This window comes from Halomonas halocynthiae DSM 14573 (assembly GCF_000425725.1).
In the GTDB taxonomy this organism is placed as follows: domain Bacteria; phylum Pseudomonadota; class Gammaproteobacteria; order Pseudomonadales; family Halomonadaceae; genus Halomonas; species Halomonas halocynthiae.
The window spans coordinates 168,114-182,595 of sequence record NZ_AUDZ01000014.1; the positions used below are offsets into that span (position 1 = coordinate 168,114).

17 protein-coding genes are annotated in these 14,482 nt (G+C 55.5%); 8 read left to right on the forward strand and 9 right to left on the reverse strand.

Annotation, left to right across the window (positions count from 1 at the left end; genetic code table 11):
- Window positions 1–220 precede the first annotated feature (220 nt).
- The 5 genes from coaBC to slmA are packed head-to-tail and all read left to right on the forward strand — an operon-like array spanning window position 221 to window position 4,961.
- On the forward strand, window positions 221–1,462 hold the full coding sequence (gene coaBC, locus H616_RS0102700; RefSeq protein WP_027965978.1) for a bifunctional phosphopantothenoylcysteine decarboxylase/phosphopantothenate--cysteine ligase CoaBC: 1,242 nt from the start codon (window positions 221–223) through the stop codon (window positions 1,460–1,462).
- Between the two features lie 30 nt (window positions 1,463–1,492).
- Window positions 1,493–1,954: a dUTP diphosphatase gene (gene dut, locus H616_RS0102705; RefSeq protein ID WP_027965979.1), complete on the forward strand. Its 462-nt coding sequence runs from the start codon at window positions 1,493–1,495 to the stop codon at window positions 1,952–1,954.
- Between the two features lie 52 nt (window positions 1,955–2,006).
- Window positions 2,007–3,404: a phosphomannomutase/phosphoglucomutase gene (locus tag H616_RS0102710; RefSeq protein WP_027965980.1), complete on the forward strand. Its 1,398-nt coding sequence runs from the start codon at window positions 2,007–2,009 to the stop codon at window positions 3,402–3,404.
- Between the two features lie 38 nt (window positions 3,405–3,442).
- Window positions 3,443–4,357 carry an acetylglutamate kinase gene (gene argB / locus H616_RS0102715; protein ID WP_027965981.1) on the forward strand — a complete coding sequence of 305 codons (915 nt, stop codon included), beginning with the start codon at window positions 3,443–3,445 and terminating at the stop codon, window positions 4,355–4,357.
- 7 nt (window positions 4,358–4,364) lie between these two features.
- A complete protein-coding gene (gene slmA / locus H616_RS0102720; protein ID WP_027965982.1) occupies window positions 4,365–4,961 on the forward strand; it encodes a nucleoid occlusion factor SlmA in 597 nt (198 codons plus the stop codon).
- A gap of 149 nt (window positions 4,962–5,110) precedes the next feature.
- On the opposite strand, the gene rpoH is transcribed toward slmA, so the two are convergent.
- The 4 genes from rpoH to ftsY form a co-directional block, all read right to left on the reverse strand.
- Window positions 5,111–5,977, reverse strand: a complete 867-nt coding sequence (gene rpoH, locus H616_RS0102725; protein WP_027965983.1) for an RNA polymerase sigma factor RpoH — start codon at window positions 5,975–5,977, stop codon at window positions 5,111–5,113.
- Window positions 5,978–6,122: 145 nt separating this feature from the next.
- Window positions 6,123–7,094, reverse strand: coding sequence for a permease-like cell division protein FtsX (gene ftsX, locus H616_RS0102730; RefSeq protein ID WP_027965984.1), 972 nt, complete (start codon window positions 7,092–7,094; stop codon window positions 6,123–6,125).
- Window positions 7,091–7,759: a cell division ATP-binding protein FtsE gene (gene ftsE / locus H616_RS0102735; RefSeq protein ID WP_027965985.1), complete on the reverse strand. Its 669-nt coding sequence runs from the start codon at window positions 7,757–7,759 to the stop codon at window positions 7,091–7,093. The genes ftsX and ftsE overlap by 4 nt, the downstream gene beginning before the upstream one ends.
- Window positions 7,756–8,976, reverse strand: a complete 1,221-nt coding sequence (gene ftsY, locus H616_RS0102740) for a signal recognition particle-docking protein FtsY (protein WP_420835255.1) — start codon at window positions 8,974–8,976, stop codon at window positions 7,756–7,758. Before ftsY ends, ftsE begins: the two co-directional genes overlap by 4 nt.
- Before the next feature lie 51 nt (window positions 8,977–9,027).
- On the opposite strand from ftsY, the gene rsmD reads away from it, so the two are divergent.
- Both rsmD and H616_RS0102750 read left to right on the forward strand, forming a co-directional pair.
- Window positions 9,028–9,654 (forward strand): 16S rRNA (guanine(966)-N(2))-methyltransferase RsmD, encoded by a 627-nt coding sequence (rsmD, locus tag H616_RS0102745; RefSeq protein WP_027965987.1) that lies wholly within the window; start codon window positions 9,028–9,030, stop codon window positions 9,652–9,654.
- A gap of 133 nt (window positions 9,655–9,787) precedes the next feature.
- Entirely contained in the window at window positions 9,788–10,006 is a 219-nt protein-coding gene (locus H616_RS0102750) for a cell division protein ZapB (RefSeq protein WP_027965988.1), read from the forward strand.
- A 91-nt stretch (window positions 10,007–10,097) separates the two neighbouring features.
- Here H616_RS0102750 and H616_RS0102755 read toward each other — a convergent pair whose 3' ends face one another.
- From H616_RS0102755 to H616_RS0102770, 4 genes are read right to left on the reverse strand one after another with little or no spacing between them, the layout of a single operon-like run.
- A complete protein-coding gene (locus H616_RS0102755; RefSeq protein WP_169516151.1) occupies window positions 10,098–10,604 on the reverse strand; it encodes a GNAT family N-acetyltransferase in 507 nt (168 codons plus the stop codon).
- The gene (locus H616_RS0102760; protein ID WP_027965990.1) at window positions 10,597–11,412 is read right to left on the reverse strand and encodes a hypothetical protein; all 816 of its coding nucleotides are present in this window, start codon (window positions 11,410–11,412) and stop codon (window positions 10,597–10,599) included. The genes H616_RS0102755 and H616_RS0102760 overlap by 8 nt, the downstream gene beginning before the upstream one ends.
- Window positions 11,409–11,717: a BolA family protein gene (locus H616_RS0102765; RefSeq protein WP_027965991.1), complete on the reverse strand. Its 309-nt coding sequence runs from the start codon at window positions 11,715–11,717 to the stop codon at window positions 11,409–11,411. Before H616_RS0102765 ends, H616_RS0102760 begins: the two co-directional genes overlap by 4 nt.
- 43 nt (window positions 11,718–11,760) lie before the next feature.
- The gene (locus H616_RS0102770) at window positions 11,761–13,164 is read right to left on the reverse strand and encodes an MFS transporter (protein WP_027965992.1); all 1,404 of its coding nucleotides are present in this window, start codon (window positions 13,162–13,164) and stop codon (window positions 11,761–11,763) included.
- A 107-nt stretch (window positions 13,165–13,271) separates the two neighbouring features.
- Between H616_RS0102770 and H616_RS0102775 the strand changes: the two genes are divergently transcribed.
- Window positions 13,272–14,084: a TOBE domain-containing protein gene (locus tag H616_RS0102775; RefSeq protein WP_027965993.1), complete on the forward strand. Its 813-nt coding sequence runs from the start codon at window positions 13,272–13,274 to the stop codon at window positions 14,082–14,084.
- A gap of 9 nt (window positions 14,085–14,093) precedes the next feature.
- Here H616_RS0102775 and H616_RS0102780 read toward each other — a convergent pair whose 3' ends face one another.
- Entirely contained in the window at window positions 14,094–14,480 is a 387-nt protein-coding gene (locus H616_RS0102780) for a hypothetical protein (protein WP_027965994.1), read from the reverse strand.
- Window positions 14,481–14,482 lie beyond the last annotated feature (2 nt).

Here is a 14,482-nt window from a genome sequence, read left to right on the forward strand (position 1 = left end):
TCCTTGCCTCCTTGCCGCTTTGCCGCTTTGCCGTCCCAGCAATAGCGCAACACCATATCCCACCTACAGTGTAGACAGCTCTCGTAACAACGCGTGGCAATGGCTAAACAACAAGGTACCAGCAAGATTGGGCATCGTGCCCCGCTTCCAACGGGAGCCGCTACGCAAGACCCACACCAAATGGTAAGGTAGGCGCTTTGAATTGCTTCCGGATATTGCCATGTCATCAGCCTCTAGCCGTCGCATCCTGCTCGGCATTAGCGGCGGCATTGCCGCCTACAAATCCGCTCAATTGGCTCGCCTGCTCAAGCAAAACGGCCATCAGGTGCGCGTGGTGATGACCCAAGGGGCTCAGGCGTTCATTACGCCCTTAACGCTGCAGGCGCTGACAGGCGAGGCTGTACGCACCTCTCTGCTGGACCCTGAGGCAGAGGCTGGCATGGGGCATATCGAGCTGGCACGCTGGGCCGACACCATCCTCATTGCGCCAGCCACGGCTGATCTAATGGCGCGCCTGGCTCACGGTCACGCCGATGACCTGCTCACCACCCTGTGTTTGGCTAGTCCAGCGCAAAAAATCATGGCGCCCGCGATGAATCAAGCTATGTGGGCACAACCAGCCACTGCCCGCAATGCCCAACAGCTGCGCCAAGATGGCTGGCAACTGCTCGGACCAGATAGCGGCGAACAAGCCTGCGGCGACATTGGCCCAGGGCGTATGCTGGAACCAGAGGCGATCTTTTCGGTATTACACCAACGCGTCGTACTAGCCGAAACCTCCGCCCACAAACAGCACATCGTGATTACTGCTGGGCCAACGCGTGAACCCCTAGACCCTGTGCGCTACCTTTCCAATCATAGCTCAGGAAAAATGGGCTACGCCTTGGCGACCGCAGCTCTCGAGCTAGGTGCCAAGGTAACCCTGATTAGCGGCCCGGTCAGCCTCCCCACGCCAACCGGCGCGCACCGCGTAGAGGTAGAAACGGCTGTTGAAATGGCCAACGCCGCCGAACAGTTTGCCAGTGAGGCCGATGTGTTTATTGGCTGCGCCGCAGTAGCCGACTATCGCGCCGAAGCACCTGCTGAGCATAAGCTCAAAAAGCGTGCTGGCGAAGACGGCCTCACGCTACGCCTGATTAAAAACCCTGACATCATCGCGGCTATTGCACAGCGCCCTCGCGGCCAAAACCGCCCTTACATGGTTGGCTTTGCCGCTGAAACACGCGACCTTGAAGACTATGCTAGAGATAAACTGACGCGAAAAAATCTCGATATGGTGGTGGCTAATGATGTGTCGTTGACAGGGCTGGGCTTTGGCGTCGATAACAATGCCGCCCTACTGCTCTGGCGTGACAGCACAGGCAAAGAGAGTCGCCAAGAGCTTCCACCACAACCTAAGATCGAGCTGGCCAGAACGATTCTTCATCAAGCCCTCATTCAGCAAACAATCAGCAAAAACTAGTCTCGAATTTCAGGAAAAATTGTCATGTCAATGCCTACTGAACGCCCCCGCCTCGCCGTCAAACTGCTCGATGATCGCGCCCGTGAGTTTCTGCCACGCTATGCGACCGACGGCTCAGCAGGCATGGACCTTCACGCCCTGTTAGACGCCCCTCTAACACTAGAGCCTGGCGACTGCCAGCTGGTGCGCACCGGCCTTGCGATCCACATCGCTGACCCAGGGCTGGCAGGGCTGGTTCTGCCTCGCTCCGGCCTGGGCCACAAGCACGGTATCGTCCTAGGCAACTTAGTTGGCCTGATCGACTCTGACTACCAAGGCGAGCTTATGATCTCAGTATGGAACCGTGGCATTACCACGTTCACGCTAGAACCATTCGAGCGCTTGGCCCAATACGTGCTAGTGCCTGTGGTTCAGGCCACTCTTGAGGTCGTTGATGAGTTTGAATCCAGCGAGCGCGGCAATGGTGGATTTGGCAGCTCTGGCCGCCATTAACCCGCCTCACCCTCTCAACCCGATGGCACCCGCACAACCTCAGGACAACACCATGACAGCCGTTTCAGCAAGCCCCGCTCCTGCCTCGATCTTCCGCGCTTATGACATTCGCGGCATCGTTGATGACACCCTCACCGATGCCGGTGTTGAAGGCATCGGTCGCGCCATCGGCAGCGAAACCCTCGCACGGGGTGAAACACGCATTGTTGTTGCGCGCGATGGCCGCTTGTCTGGCCCACGCATGCTGGAAGCCCTGACACGTGGGCTCAATGCCGCCGGCTGCGACGTAGTGGACATTGGTATGGTCCCTACCCCTGTGCTGTACTTTGCCACGCATATTCTTGAAGGCACCAGCTCTGGGGTCATGGTCACCGGCAGCCACAACCCGCCGAACTACAACGGCTTCAAGATTGTATTAGCCGGTGAGACGCTATCGGGCGAAGCCATCACCAACTTATATCGCCGCCTAGAGCAGCACGACCTGAGCAAAGGCACGGGCAACGTCAGCCATACTGACGTACGCGAAGCCTACCTCGAACGCATTCTCAGCGATGTCAGCCTAGCCCGCCCACTCAAGGCAGTCGTGGACTGCGGCAACGGTGTTGCTGGCGAGCTAGGCCCCGCATTGGTCAGCCGCTTAGGGACAGATACCATCCCCCTGTTCGCCGATATTGATGGCACCTTTCCTAATCATCACCCAGACCCAGGCAAACCCGAAAACCTACAAGACCTGATCCGCGAAGTGAAACGCAACGGCGCCGACATCGGCTTAGCCTTCGACGGCGATGGTGACCGCCTTGGCGTCATTACGCCACAAGGCAAGATGATTTACCCTGATCACCTGATAATGGCCTTCGCCGAAGACATGCTAAAGCGCAACCCAGGTGCTCAGGTTATTTTTGATGTGAAATGCACCGGCAACTTAGCCAAAGTGATCGCTAAAGCCGGTGGCACGCCAGAAATGTGGCGCACCGGCCACTCATTGATCAAAGCGCGCATGAAAGAAACCGGCGCCCTACTGGCTGGCGAAATGAGTGGGCATATTTTCTTCAAAGAACGCTGGCTGGGCTTTGATGACGGCCTCTATGCAGCGGCCCGCTTGCTAGAGATTCTTTCACACCAACCCCTTGATGCTGATGCATTTTTCGCCAACTACCCCCAGGATATCGGCACACCGGAAATCAACATCGAGGTCACTGACGACAATAAGTTTGACCTCGTCACCAAGCTAGCCCAAGAAGGCGACTTCGGCGACGATGGCGTCAAAACGACCCTCGATGGCATCCGAGTAGACTACCCTGACGGCTGGGGTCTATGCCGGGCATCAAACACTACACCGGTACTTGTCTTGCGTTTCGAAGGTCGCAATCAGGCTGCGCTAGAACGCATTCGCCAGCGCTTTGCCGATGCTTTAGGAAAAATCGCTCCCGAGCTTGAGCTGCCACACTAAGCGCTTTTGCCGCATTGTTCGCACAACAGGAACCCAAGATGACCGATTCAACCCGTGATCCCCGCCTGGTAGTGGAAGTGCTTTCCGAGGCACTACCCTACATTCAGCGCTTCTCAGGAAAAACTGTGGTGGTCAAGTATGGTGGCAACGCCATGACCGAAGATACCCTGATCGACTCCTTTGCCCGTGACATCGTGCTAATGAAAGAGGTTGGTATCAACCCGGTAGTAGTGCATGGCGGTGGGCCACAGATTGGCAGCTTACTGGAAAAGCTCAATATCGAGTCGCGCTTTGTTGACGGCATGCGTGTTACCGACTCGCGCACCATGGACGTGGTAGAAATGGTGCTTGGCGGCCTGGTCAACAAAGGCATCGTCAACTTGATCAACCAGTGCGGTGGTAAAGCCATTGGCCTGACAGGTAAAGATGGCGCCCAGATTCGCGCCCGCAAGCTACAGGTCAAACACCAGAGCCCCGAAATGACGGCGCCTGAAATTATCGATATAGGCCATGTCGGTGACGTCGAAAGTATTTCGACCGACCTAATAGAAATGCTTGCTGCCCAGCACTTCATTCCGGTCATAGCACCAATTGGCGTCGATGGCGCTGGCAACAGCTATAACATCAATGCCGACTTGGTCGCCGGCAAGCTTGCCGAAGCACTGAATGCTGAAAAGCTAATGCTGCTGACTAACGTTGCCGGCCTGATGGATGCCAGCGGCGAAGTACTGACAGGGCTATCCACCAGCCAGGTGGATAGCCTGATTGCTGACGGCACCATTTACGGCGGCATGTTGCCCAAGATCAGCTGCGCACTGGATGCGGTAAAAGGTGGCGTAGCCAGCGCCCACATTATTGACGGCAGAGTGCCCCATTCTACCCTGCTGGAAATCTTCACGAATGCTGGGGTCGGCACGCTAATTACCAACGCCAGCCCAACAACCAACGCTTGAGCACACCATGACCCAGCCAACACCGACCAATCGCCAACAGCTGATCCTACAAGGGTTGGCGCAAATGCTGGAAGAAGACAGCGGCAAACGCATCACCACTGCCGCACTAGCACGCCAAGTCGGTGTTTCTGAGGCAGCGCTTTACCGCCACTTTCCTAGTAAAGCACGGATGTTCGAAGGGTTAATTGAGTTCATCGAACACGCGCTATTTGAACGTATTACTCGCATTCTTGATGAGCACCACGACGCGCTAGATCGCTGTCAACACATCATGATGCTGGTATTAGGCTTTACCGAGAAGAACCCTGGCCTATCGCGCTTACTCGGCGGCGATGTGCTTACCGGTGAAACCGAACGCCTCAGACAGCGAATTAACCAGCTATTTGAGCGACTAGAAACCCAGCTCAAGCAGGTACTTCGCGAAGCAGAGTTGCACCAGGGGCAACGCACCCAAGCAACGGTGTCGGCCACGGCCAACTTAATGGTAGCCGTACTGGAAGGACGCATCTCACAGTATGTGCGTAGCGACTTTCGCCGCCGCCCGACCGAACACTGGAATGAACAGTGGTCACTACTAGCCGCCCAGCTACTAAGCTCTCGGTAAGCCTAAGCCTAAGCTTAAGCCAGAGAGGTTATGCCAGCTGGCACCCGGCACCAACACAATCGCCCCGGCCAGAGACCGGGGCGATTGATTGTAACTGACTAAATATTCTACCAACTCACCGCATTATTCTGGTTCACGTTTAACGCCCATCAGGCCGCCTCAAGTTCACCGATGCTGGCGCGAACCTTATTCATGGCATTCTTCTCAATCTGACGAATTCGCTCAGCAGATACCCCATACATCTCAGCCAGCTCGTGCAAAGTCGATTTGTTATCGCTTAACCAACGGCATTGCAGAATATCCCGCGAACGCTCATCCAGCTCACTCAACGCCCGCTGCAGACGAGTTGAAGAATCCTCTTCCCAGTCACTTTCTTCCACCATCAAAGCGGGATCCTGACTGGCATCATCCAAAAAGTACGCAGGCGCGCGATAAGACGATTCCTCATCGTCATCCGGCGCGCCATCAAAACCCGCATCATGGGCAGCAAGACGACTTTCCATCTCGCGCACCACCTCAGGTTTAACGTCGAGATCTTTGGCAATGGCGTCTACTTCATCACTATTCATCCACGACAGGCGCTTTTTTGCCCCACGCAGATTAAAAAACAGCTTACGCTGCGCCTTGGTCGTGGCCACTTTAACAATGCGCCAGTTACGCAACACGAACTCATGAATTTCTGATTTGATCCAATGTACGGCAAAAGACACCAAGCGCACCCCTTGATTAGGGTCAAAGCGCCTGACCGCCTTCATCAAGCCTATATTACCTTCTTGAATCAGGTCAGCCTGAGCCAAGCCATAACCGTTATAGCTACGCGCGACATAAACAACAAAACGCAGATGTGACATAACCAGACGACGCGCCGCCTCTAAGTCACCCTCATTAAACAGACGAAAACCCAACTCGCGCTCTTCGTCATCCGTCAGCATCGAAATACCATTTACTGTACGAATATAACCGTTAAGATCCTGGCCCGGAGAAAGATTGCCAACCGGCAGAAGACTGGTGCTCATACGCAAATTGTCTCCTTCATAAAAAAACCTGATAACCACTTATACCATAAGACAGTGAATAAAATGTTTCAGTTCCCCAAATTAGGAAAATACACCGCCTAACATGGCAAGCTCATACAGCACTGTGCAGGTGCCCGCCCATCAATCAGCGAGGGTAAATGCTTGCCAAATGCTGGCTGACGGCCAGCCAAGCACCTAACCAACCCAATATAGTACTACAGCTCAGCAACGTTGCCGACCCAATCCAACCTAGCTTGGGCAACGCATAATTAGCACCGTAGCTGGCGGCAAGATCACTAATGGGCGTAGCCAGCCAATCACCGCCCAGCACCAACAACGCTAATGCCAGCAAACCACCACCGAAACCATACCAGGCACCACTATAAAGAAAAGGCCGACGCACGAATGCGTGAGTCGCTCCGATCAGGGTTACCACTTCAATTTCCTGACGACGGCTCGCCACCGCCAAACGAATAGTGTTGCCCACTACCAGTAATACGCCAAGACCAAATAACACACCAAGCCCAAGAGTTGCTCGCCGCCCGAGCTCAGCTAACTTACGCAGCCTATCCAGCCAGGCTAAGTCGAGGCGCACTTCATCAACGCCAGTGACTGTTGATAGCTGATCGGCAAGTTGACGCATAGCCGACGGCTCTGGATCGACCGGTGTCAGTACAATTGTGGCTGGCAGCGGGTTTTCAGGCAGTTGGCTCAACAAGTCTTCCAGCCCTAGCGACCGCTGAAACTCCTCCATGCCCTGCGAGGCAGTGATCAAGCGTGACGCGTTAACCTGGGCATGCGCTTCCAGCGCCTGCTGAATACGCCTAGCTTCCTCGTCATCCACCTCACTGGCCAGATACACCGTCGCAGTCGCACTGGCGTCCAGCTCAGCATCCAGCAGACGTGCCCCATCCAGCATTAACCAAAGCCCTGCTGGAAGCACTAGAGCAATCGCAATCGCCAGCATAGTAAACAAACTACCCAGCGGCGTACGTACCAGCCGCAAGGCGCTATCTAGACTCATGGCGCGATGATGACGAACCCAGCCACGCCAACGACTAGAGTTTGTGGTGCGCTGCTTACGCGCGCCACGTTCTTGTGATGCCTCTCGACTCATGAGGCCTCCTGGTCAGCAGCCAGCCTTCCGTCACTCAGGCGCAACGTGCGATGGCGTAATCGCGCAATCAAAGCCAAGTCATGACTGGCAATCATTACCGTAGTGCCAATACGGTTAAAGTCTTCGAACAACGCCATAATGTCGGCGGAAAGCTGAGGGTCCAGGTTACCCGTAGGCTCATCAGCCAGCAGCAGCGCCGGTTTATTAACCACTGCTCGAGCAATGCCGACCCGCTGCTGCTCGCCGCCTGATAACTCGATCGGCAAGGCTCGCTCACGGTGCAAAAGTCCGACTTTATCCAGCGCTGCCCTTACCCGCCGCGCTGACTCTCGTGGCTCCATCCCCTGAATTTCCAGTGGCAAGGCCACATTATGAAAAACAGAGCGGTCAAACAGCAGTTGATGATCCTGAAATACCACTCCAATCTGACGACGGTAGAAAGGAATCTGCGTTGCATGCAGGGTGTCGATATCATGCCCAGCAACAAGAACTCGGCCTCGACTAGGGCGCTCAAGACGCATGATCAACCGCAGCAGCGAGCTTTTACCCGCACCAGAATGTCCGGTAAGAAACACCATCTCGCCACGCTGAATATGAAAGCTCAGCGCAGCAAGGGCATCAAATCGCCCACCGTAGCGCTTACCCACATGCTCAAAGACAATCATTCGCCAGCATCACCGCGATCAAACAACGCATCAACAAACTCGCGCGCAACGAAAGGACGCAAGTCATCCAGCGCTTCGCCCACACCGATAAAGCGGATGGGCGTACCAAGCTGCTGGGCCAGTGCAAAAATCACCCCACCCTTGGCGGTGCCATCCAACTTGGTCAGGGTGATGCCGGTAATCGGCACCGCCTCATGAAACGTTGTTGCCTGTGAAATCGCATTCTGTCCCGTGCCAGCATCCAGCACCAGCATCACCTCGTGTGGCGCAGCAACATCCAGCTTACCCATCACACGACTCACCTTTTTCAGCTCTTCCATCAGATGTGACTTATTGTGCAAACGGCCAGCCGTATCAGCAATCAGCACATCAACATTACGCGCCTGGGCGGCGGCCAGCGCATCATATATTACCGAAGCGCTGTCAGCTCCAGTGTGCTGAGCTATCACCGGAACCTTGTTACGCTCCCCCCACACTTTGAGCTGCTCAACGGCTGCGGCCCGGAATGTATCCCCTGCGGCCAGCATTACACTGCGCCCCTCGCGCTGAAAACGCTGAGTCAGCTTGCCAATGGTGGTCGTTTTACCCACACCGTTAACACCAATCACCAGAATGACAAAAGGGCCTTCGCCCTTGGGCGGCAACGTCAACGGCTGAGCAACACCTTCCAGCAAAGTGGCAAGTTCATCTTGCAGCGCCCGATACAGCGCCTCGGGCTCATTAAGCTCCTTGCGTGAAACACGCGCCGATAAGCGCTCAATAATGCCAGAGGTAGCCTCAATGCCAACATCAGCCAGCAACAGCTGAGTTTCAAGATCCTCCAGTAAGTCATCATCAATCTGCTTGCGACCCAAGAAAATATTGGCCACACCATCAGAAAGATTAGCGCGCGTCTTGCCCAAACCTTCGCGCATGCGCCGGAACCAGCCGCGCTTTTCGCTCTTTGGCTTATCGCTACCTGCATTCGATGCAGGCATTTCGGCAGGGCTTGCTGCAACGGAAGGACTCGCCGTGGTTGGCTCTGGCCCTGGCTCTGGCTCTGGCTCTGGCTCTGGCTCTGGCTCTGGTCGGTAGGGCGGAGCCTGTTCAGAGACATCCTGCTCAAGCGCGTCAGGCTCCTGCACCTCCTGCGCAACCTCATCTTCCTTATGTTTCTTGCGTTTTAAAAAACCGAACATGGCGGGATCACTGCCTCGCGGGTGAACGAATTTGCCCATCCTACCACTGAGCACCATGACTGTGGACAACGCGACCGCTACAATCTCTTAATGACACGAAAACACTTAGCCAAAAACCGTACTCGCCGCTCCCATAAACCGCCAGCTGCAACACCAGCGTCGGCCACCCGTGGACGCCTGCGCATCATTGGTGGTGAGTTTCGACGCCGCCTATTACCCGTCATCAATCATCCTGGCCTACGACCTACGCCTGATCGCGTGCGTGAAACCCTGTTTAATTGGCTAGGCACATCAGCTCCTGGTGCTCGCGTTCTTGATCTTTTCGCCGGCACCGGCGCGCTAGGCCTTGAGGCGCTGTCGCGTGGCGCCACCCAAACCCTGCTGGTTGAAAGCGACGTTAAGGTGGCAAACGCATTAATGAGCAACTTGGCGACATTGGGCATAGCCAAGCAACGCGCTGACGTTATCAACACTGACGCACTAAGTTTTCTGGCAGGCCCGCCGCAAACGTTTGATATGGTTTTTCTTGACCCACCTTTTCGCCAAGGTCTTGCCGCATCCTGCTGCTTAGCACTAGCTAATGACTGGTTGGCAGATGAGGCATGGATCTATGTAGAAACCGAAAGTGACCTGCTACTTGATACGCCAAACGACTGGACACTGCATCGCGAAACCCAGGCTGGCGACAGCCATGGGCGGCTGTACCGCCGCTATTGACAGCCGATACGCATCACTGAAGCTTGATGAGGCGGCCTCTCGGCGTTACGCTTTGCCCCTGAAAGGTGCCACTCAAGCAAGTAGCGAGCAAATAGCGGCCACCACACTCTCAGATCATTGTCAGGAGAAACACATGAGCATCGAAATTTTCAATCAACTTGAGCAAAAAGTTACCAGTGCTGTTGAGGCGCTGGAATTGATGAAAATGGAAGTCGAGGAACTGCGTGAAGAAAATACTCGCCTCAAACAGGCGCAGGAAGACTGGAATCAGCGTTTGACGTCTCTGCTGGGCAAGCTCAACGAGGTGGATTTGGGCTCAAGCGCACCGTCTCACGAGAACACCCCTCTCTAAGCTAAGCTGACTCAACGCGATGGTCTGAATTACCCTGCCTGATAAGCACTTACCTAGCGAAGCGCGAGTTGATTGTTTACGTGCTACATAGCTAGGTGTTACTGGCCAAGCTTAACGACATCAGGCAGGCATTCTCACGCTCTACACCCTCTCGCGGCGGATAATAGTGCTGGCGAATACCATCCAGCACAAACCCAGCCTGATAATACAACGCTAGCGCGGGCGCATTGCCTGCCCGCACTTCAAGCAACAGCCTCTCACTCGCCCAGCGAACAGCGCTGTCAATCACACCAGCCAGCAACTGCTGACCCAGCCCCTGCCGACGCCATGCCGGTGCCACCGTAATTGCCTGTAACTCAGCATCCCAGCCAAGGTTAACCACCACGGCATACCCTGCTAATTGCTGCTCATGCCAGATACCAAGAACAGATGTATTGCCTTTCGCCAACTCTGCATCGGCCAGTACCGCCACCCACTGCGCCTCACTCCAAGCCACCGACGAGCAAGCTTCGTCCAATGCCAGAAGCGCACTTAACTCGTTTTCACCCAACGAACATATCAGCATAGCAGGATGAGCCATCGGGCTTTTATCATTCATACTGAGCAGCCTGCCAATCAGCCAAACGGGGCCATAGCGCACGCTTTTCCTCTGCGCTAATGCTAAGAGCGTCAAGCTCAGGCCCCTGCCATACGGGAACATCAAGCGTTGCGCTGTGGTTGTCTTCGCAGGCCAGCAGCGCCTCAAGCATTTTATTCATGCCAAATACAAGCACCTGCCGAGGCGTCTTCCAACCCATTCGCTCTCGGCCACTAAGGAATGCACAAAGCCCATCTCGCGCATCTTGAGCAGGATTTTCGCTAACCGTTTGGAGCGAACTCTCCTGCAATGGCGGCCAACGATAAGTTTCAAGCACTGGGCGGTGCGCAAGGGCAATACCAGCCGCAGCAAACAGGTTACCCAGCAACCGCAATTCCCTATCAGCTAGCACCTGCTCACCAGGCACTACCACCAGCCAACGCTCTCCCACACAGCCCAGCTGCATACTGAAATGCCAATGGGCCTGGGGCTGAACTTCCGCTTGAGCCTGACCCTGAACCTGAACCTGGGCGGGAGGCGCCTCTGGCTGCTCAGGGCGCGGCGTTTTTGCGCCGACACTAACTTCTGGTCGAGGTGCGCCCTCCAACGATTTATCAGGGAGAGCTGCCGCGCGGGTGTCTAACAGCGCCTGAAGTTGTTCACGCGGTGCCAGCACCGGCGCCGCCTCCTTGCTCGGCAACGTATCCACCGCAACGTCAGGCCAGCTGGCTGTTTCACTGGGCCGCGCATTGGGCAGATGATAGCGCGGCACCCAAGCCGTCAGCCCCATCGCATCAAGATATTGCAGACGATGTAGCTCGTTGGTCACGCGCCGACGCCCTTACAGTTCGGTGAGTCGGGGCGCATTGCACCACGCGCTTCCCACTCAACAGGCGTGTAAGGATGCAGCGCCAATGCATGCACTGGACCGGCTAGCTCATCAGCGACCAGCGCGTAAATCTGCTGATGACGCTTGACCGGCAACACACCGTCAAAATGAGAGGACACCACCGTCACCTTGAAGTGTGTCTCTGAATTTGCTGGCACCGCATGAGCATGACTTTCATTTTCGATCGCTAGAAACACAGGCTCCAACGCCTGCAACTTGTCTTCAATCTGGGCTTGAACCTTCATGACGACTCCTGAATAGGGAAAATCTTGATACAACTAAGGCCGTTCATTGTACCTGTTTGGCTGGGGCACGTGCCTGCTCCTTCGCCAGCGGAAGTCGCCGCAGGCTAACCAACAGTGCCAAAAAACAACTTACGCTGCCAAGCCATAATGCGGCCTGCACTGGCAGCTCAGTTGCTAAAAAGGCACCAACGACAGCTACCCCCAGCGATTGGGCCACCGTTCTTGTGGTACCCATGATGCCCGAAGCATTGGCGCTGCGCTCACGAGAAACACAGCCCATCAATTCACGGTTATTGGGCGACTGAAACAAGCCGAACCCAATACCGCACAATGCCATACGCCAGACAATGTCTAACATGCTCGCGCCATCGCTCAACTGCGCCAATGCGACTAGCCCACTCAACAACAGCCCAAGCCCCATACTCGCCAGCAACCCAGGGTTCAAGCGATCCGCCAAGCGCCCAGCTAAGGGGCCAACCACCATGACAGTGAGTGGCCACGGCGTAAACAACCACGCCGTCTGCAGCGGCGTCATGCCCATGCTTTCCTGAAACAAGAACGACAACGCCACAAAAGCCACCCCATGACCGATAAACGCTAGGCATTGGCTCGCCAACGCCAAACGAAAACGCGCGACACCAAACAGAGGTAAGTGGAGCAATGGATGCGGGGCACGGCGCTGACGCCACAAAAATACGATGAACGAGAGTATCGCCAGCAATGGCCATAACAGCACCGGCAAGCGCCATACCCCATGGCTGAGGGCTTCCAGTGCAGCAAAAAAAGCCGACAGCGTGATAATAGCGCACAGCGCCCCCAGCACATCAAAACCACCTTGACGACGCGGCTCTTTCGGTAATGCCCGCCAAGCCAGCCATGCCGCCACCAACCCGAGCGGCACTGTCAGCATGAACAACCATGGCCAGTTCGCTACCGACAGCACCAGCCCCCCAACCGCTGGGCCAGCCGCATACCCCACGGCTACCACCATGGCACTCAGCCCTAGGGCGCTCCCCAGTAACCGAGAAGGAAAAATCGCGCGATACAATGACGTACCGATGGACAGTGTTGCCGCCGCCCCCAACCCCTGCAAACCACGAAACAACAATAACGTCTCTAGCCGTGAAGATAGCGCCGCACCCACTGCCGCCAGACTGAACAGCGTCATCCCAAAGGTGTACATTCGTCGACGCGAGAAGAGCTCGCTAAGCCCAGCAAATACCAACAAAAACGCCGCGCATACCACTTGAAACACGTTAGTTACCCACACCACCTGCGAGCCAGTTACTGCCAAATCTTCAGCAATCCTCGGTAACGCTACGTTAATCATGGTGGCATCAATCACCGCCATACTGGTGCCAAGCACCAGCGCCAGCACAGCCAAGCGCCGCTCGCTCCCCGGCAAGCCAACATCGCCTTCGCGGTCGGTGAACAATCGGCTGGTCAATTCTCTTCTCCTATCGATACGCAATGGCAGAGGTGATCGCCTGAGCAGCACCAGCTGGTACACTTAACGGCCTAAGCCTGCCCCTTGCATTCCCTGGAGCCACGACAATGCCTCACAGATCCCCGCCCATCAGCGTAGAAGGACAGATCTGGATCAATACCGGCGAGCGACGTTTCGGCGGTCACGGCCGCATGCGTCTCCTCCGCCTTATTGCTGAAACAGGCTCCATCTCTGGGGCCGCAAGGGCAATGAAAATGAGCTACAAAGCCGCTTGGGACGCTGTTGATCAGATGAACAACCTAGCGGGAGAGCCACTGGTGCTACGCAGCGTTGGCGGCAAGGGTGGCGGCTCAACCATAGTAACGCCTCGCGGCCATCAGTTAATGGCGAATTTTTCCCGTTTGGAACAGGAGCACCAGCGCTTTATTGCTGAGTTGAGCCAGCAAGCCAGCAGCATGACCGATGATTTACTGATGCTACGGAGATTGAGCATGAAAAGCAGTGCGCGCAATAATTTTAGCGGCACCGTAACGGCCATCAAACAAGGTGCCGTTAACGATGAAGTTGAGCTGTGCATCGCCCCCAACCAACATTTAACAGCGGTAATCACTCGTGAGAGCTCAGAAAACCTCGGGCTTGCCGTTGGCAGCGACGCATTTGCTTTAATCAAGGCATCGTCGGTGATCATCGCCACTGAAATCGAGGGCGCACATGTCTCTGCACGTAACCTGCTAACCGGAAGGGTCGAGCGCTTACAGCCGGGCGCCGTCAATACGGAGGTGGTGCTGGCACTTGAGGGCGGCGGCCATCTGGCGGCTATCATCACCCATCAAAGCGCCAACGACTTAGCGCTTGAAGAAGGCACAACTGCCAGCGCAATCTTCAAGGCGTCAAGTGTCATCTTGGGTGTCCACCACTAAGCTGCCAGATCAGTCCTCGCTTATTTCCTGCAACAGATCATCGTCAATCTCAGCAACCTCAAGCGGGGTGTCATCATCAAGATCGATTGCCAAATAGCTGTGTTCGTAACGCAAGAAACGCTCAAACAGTGCCCAGTCGAGAACATCCGGCCACTGGCTTTCATCTTCCTCCCAAGCGCGTAGCTCAGTCTCAAGAATTTCGCCATAGCGCGCATGAACAAAAGACGCCAAGGCTTCTGGAGACTCCATCTCAGGGATCAGATACACCGTGCTTTCCCGTTCTACATCAGTAATAGAAAGGTCTTCATCACCCAAGGTCGGCTCCAGATCATTGATCCAGTCCACAAAATCCTTGGTTGGTCTGACACTCAGAGCAGAGCGGTTAAGCAGTTTCATCA

What these genes read in the sequence shown, in the direction of transcription:
- coaBC (WP_027965978.1), top strand. Translation starts at nt 221, where the DNA reads ATGTCATCAGCCTCTAGCCGTCGCATCCTGCTCGGCATTAGCGGCGGC.
- dut (WP_027965979.1), top strand. Translation starts at nt 1,493, where the DNA reads ATGCCTACTGAACGCCCCCGCCTCGCCGTCAAACTGCTCGATGATCGC.
- H616_RS0102710 (WP_027965980.1), top strand. Translation starts at nt 2,007, where the DNA reads ATGACAGCCGTTTCAGCAAGCCCCGCTCCTGCCTCGATCTTCCGCGCT.
- argB (WP_027965981.1), top strand. Translation starts at nt 3,443, where the DNA reads ATGACCGATTCAACCCGTGATCCCCGCCTGGTAGTGGAAGTGCTTTCC.
- slmA (WP_027965982.1), top strand. Translation starts at nt 4,365, where the DNA reads ATGACCCAGCCAACACCGACCAATCGCCAACAGCTGATCCTACAAGGG.
- rpoH (WP_027965983.1), bottom strand. Translation starts at nt 5,977, where the DNA reads ATGAGCACCAGTCTTCTGCCGGTTGGCAATCTTTCTCCGGGCCAGGAT.
- ftsX (WP_027965984.1), bottom strand. Translation starts at nt 7,094, where the DNA reads ATGAGTCGAGAGGCATCACAAGAACGTGGCGCGCGTAAGCAGCGCACC.
- ftsE (WP_027965985.1), bottom strand. Translation starts at nt 7,759, where the DNA reads ATGATTGTCTTTGAGCATGTGGGTAAGCGCTACGGTGGGCGATTTGAT.
- ftsY (WP_420835255.1), bottom strand. Translation starts at nt 8,976, where the DNA reads ATGGGCAAATTCGTTCACCCGCGAGGCAGTGATCCCGCCATGTTCGGT.
- rsmD (WP_027965987.1), top strand. Translation starts at nt 9,028, where the DNA reads ATGACACGAAAACACTTAGCCAAAAACCGTACTCGCCGCTCCCATAAA.
- H616_RS0102750 (WP_027965988.1), top strand. Translation starts at nt 9,788, where the DNA reads ATGAGCATCGAAATTTTCAATCAACTTGAGCAAAAAGTTACCAGTGCT.
- H616_RS0102755 (WP_169516151.1), bottom strand. Translation starts at nt 10,604, where the DNA reads ATGAATGATAAAAGCCCGATGGCTCATCCTGCTATGCTGATATGTTCG.
- H616_RS0102765 (WP_027965991.1), bottom strand. Translation starts at nt 11,717, where the DNA reads ATGAAGGTTCAAGCCCAGATTGAAGACAAGTTGCAGGCGTTGGAGCCT.
- H616_RS0102775 (WP_027965993.1), top strand. Translation starts at nt 13,272, where the DNA reads ATGCCTCACAGATCCCCGCCCATCAGCGTAGAAGGACAGATCTGGATC.
- H616_RS0102780 (WP_027965994.1), bottom strand. Translation starts at nt 14,480, where the DNA reads ATGAAACTGCTTAACCGCTCTGCTCTGAGTGTCAGACCAACCAAGGAT.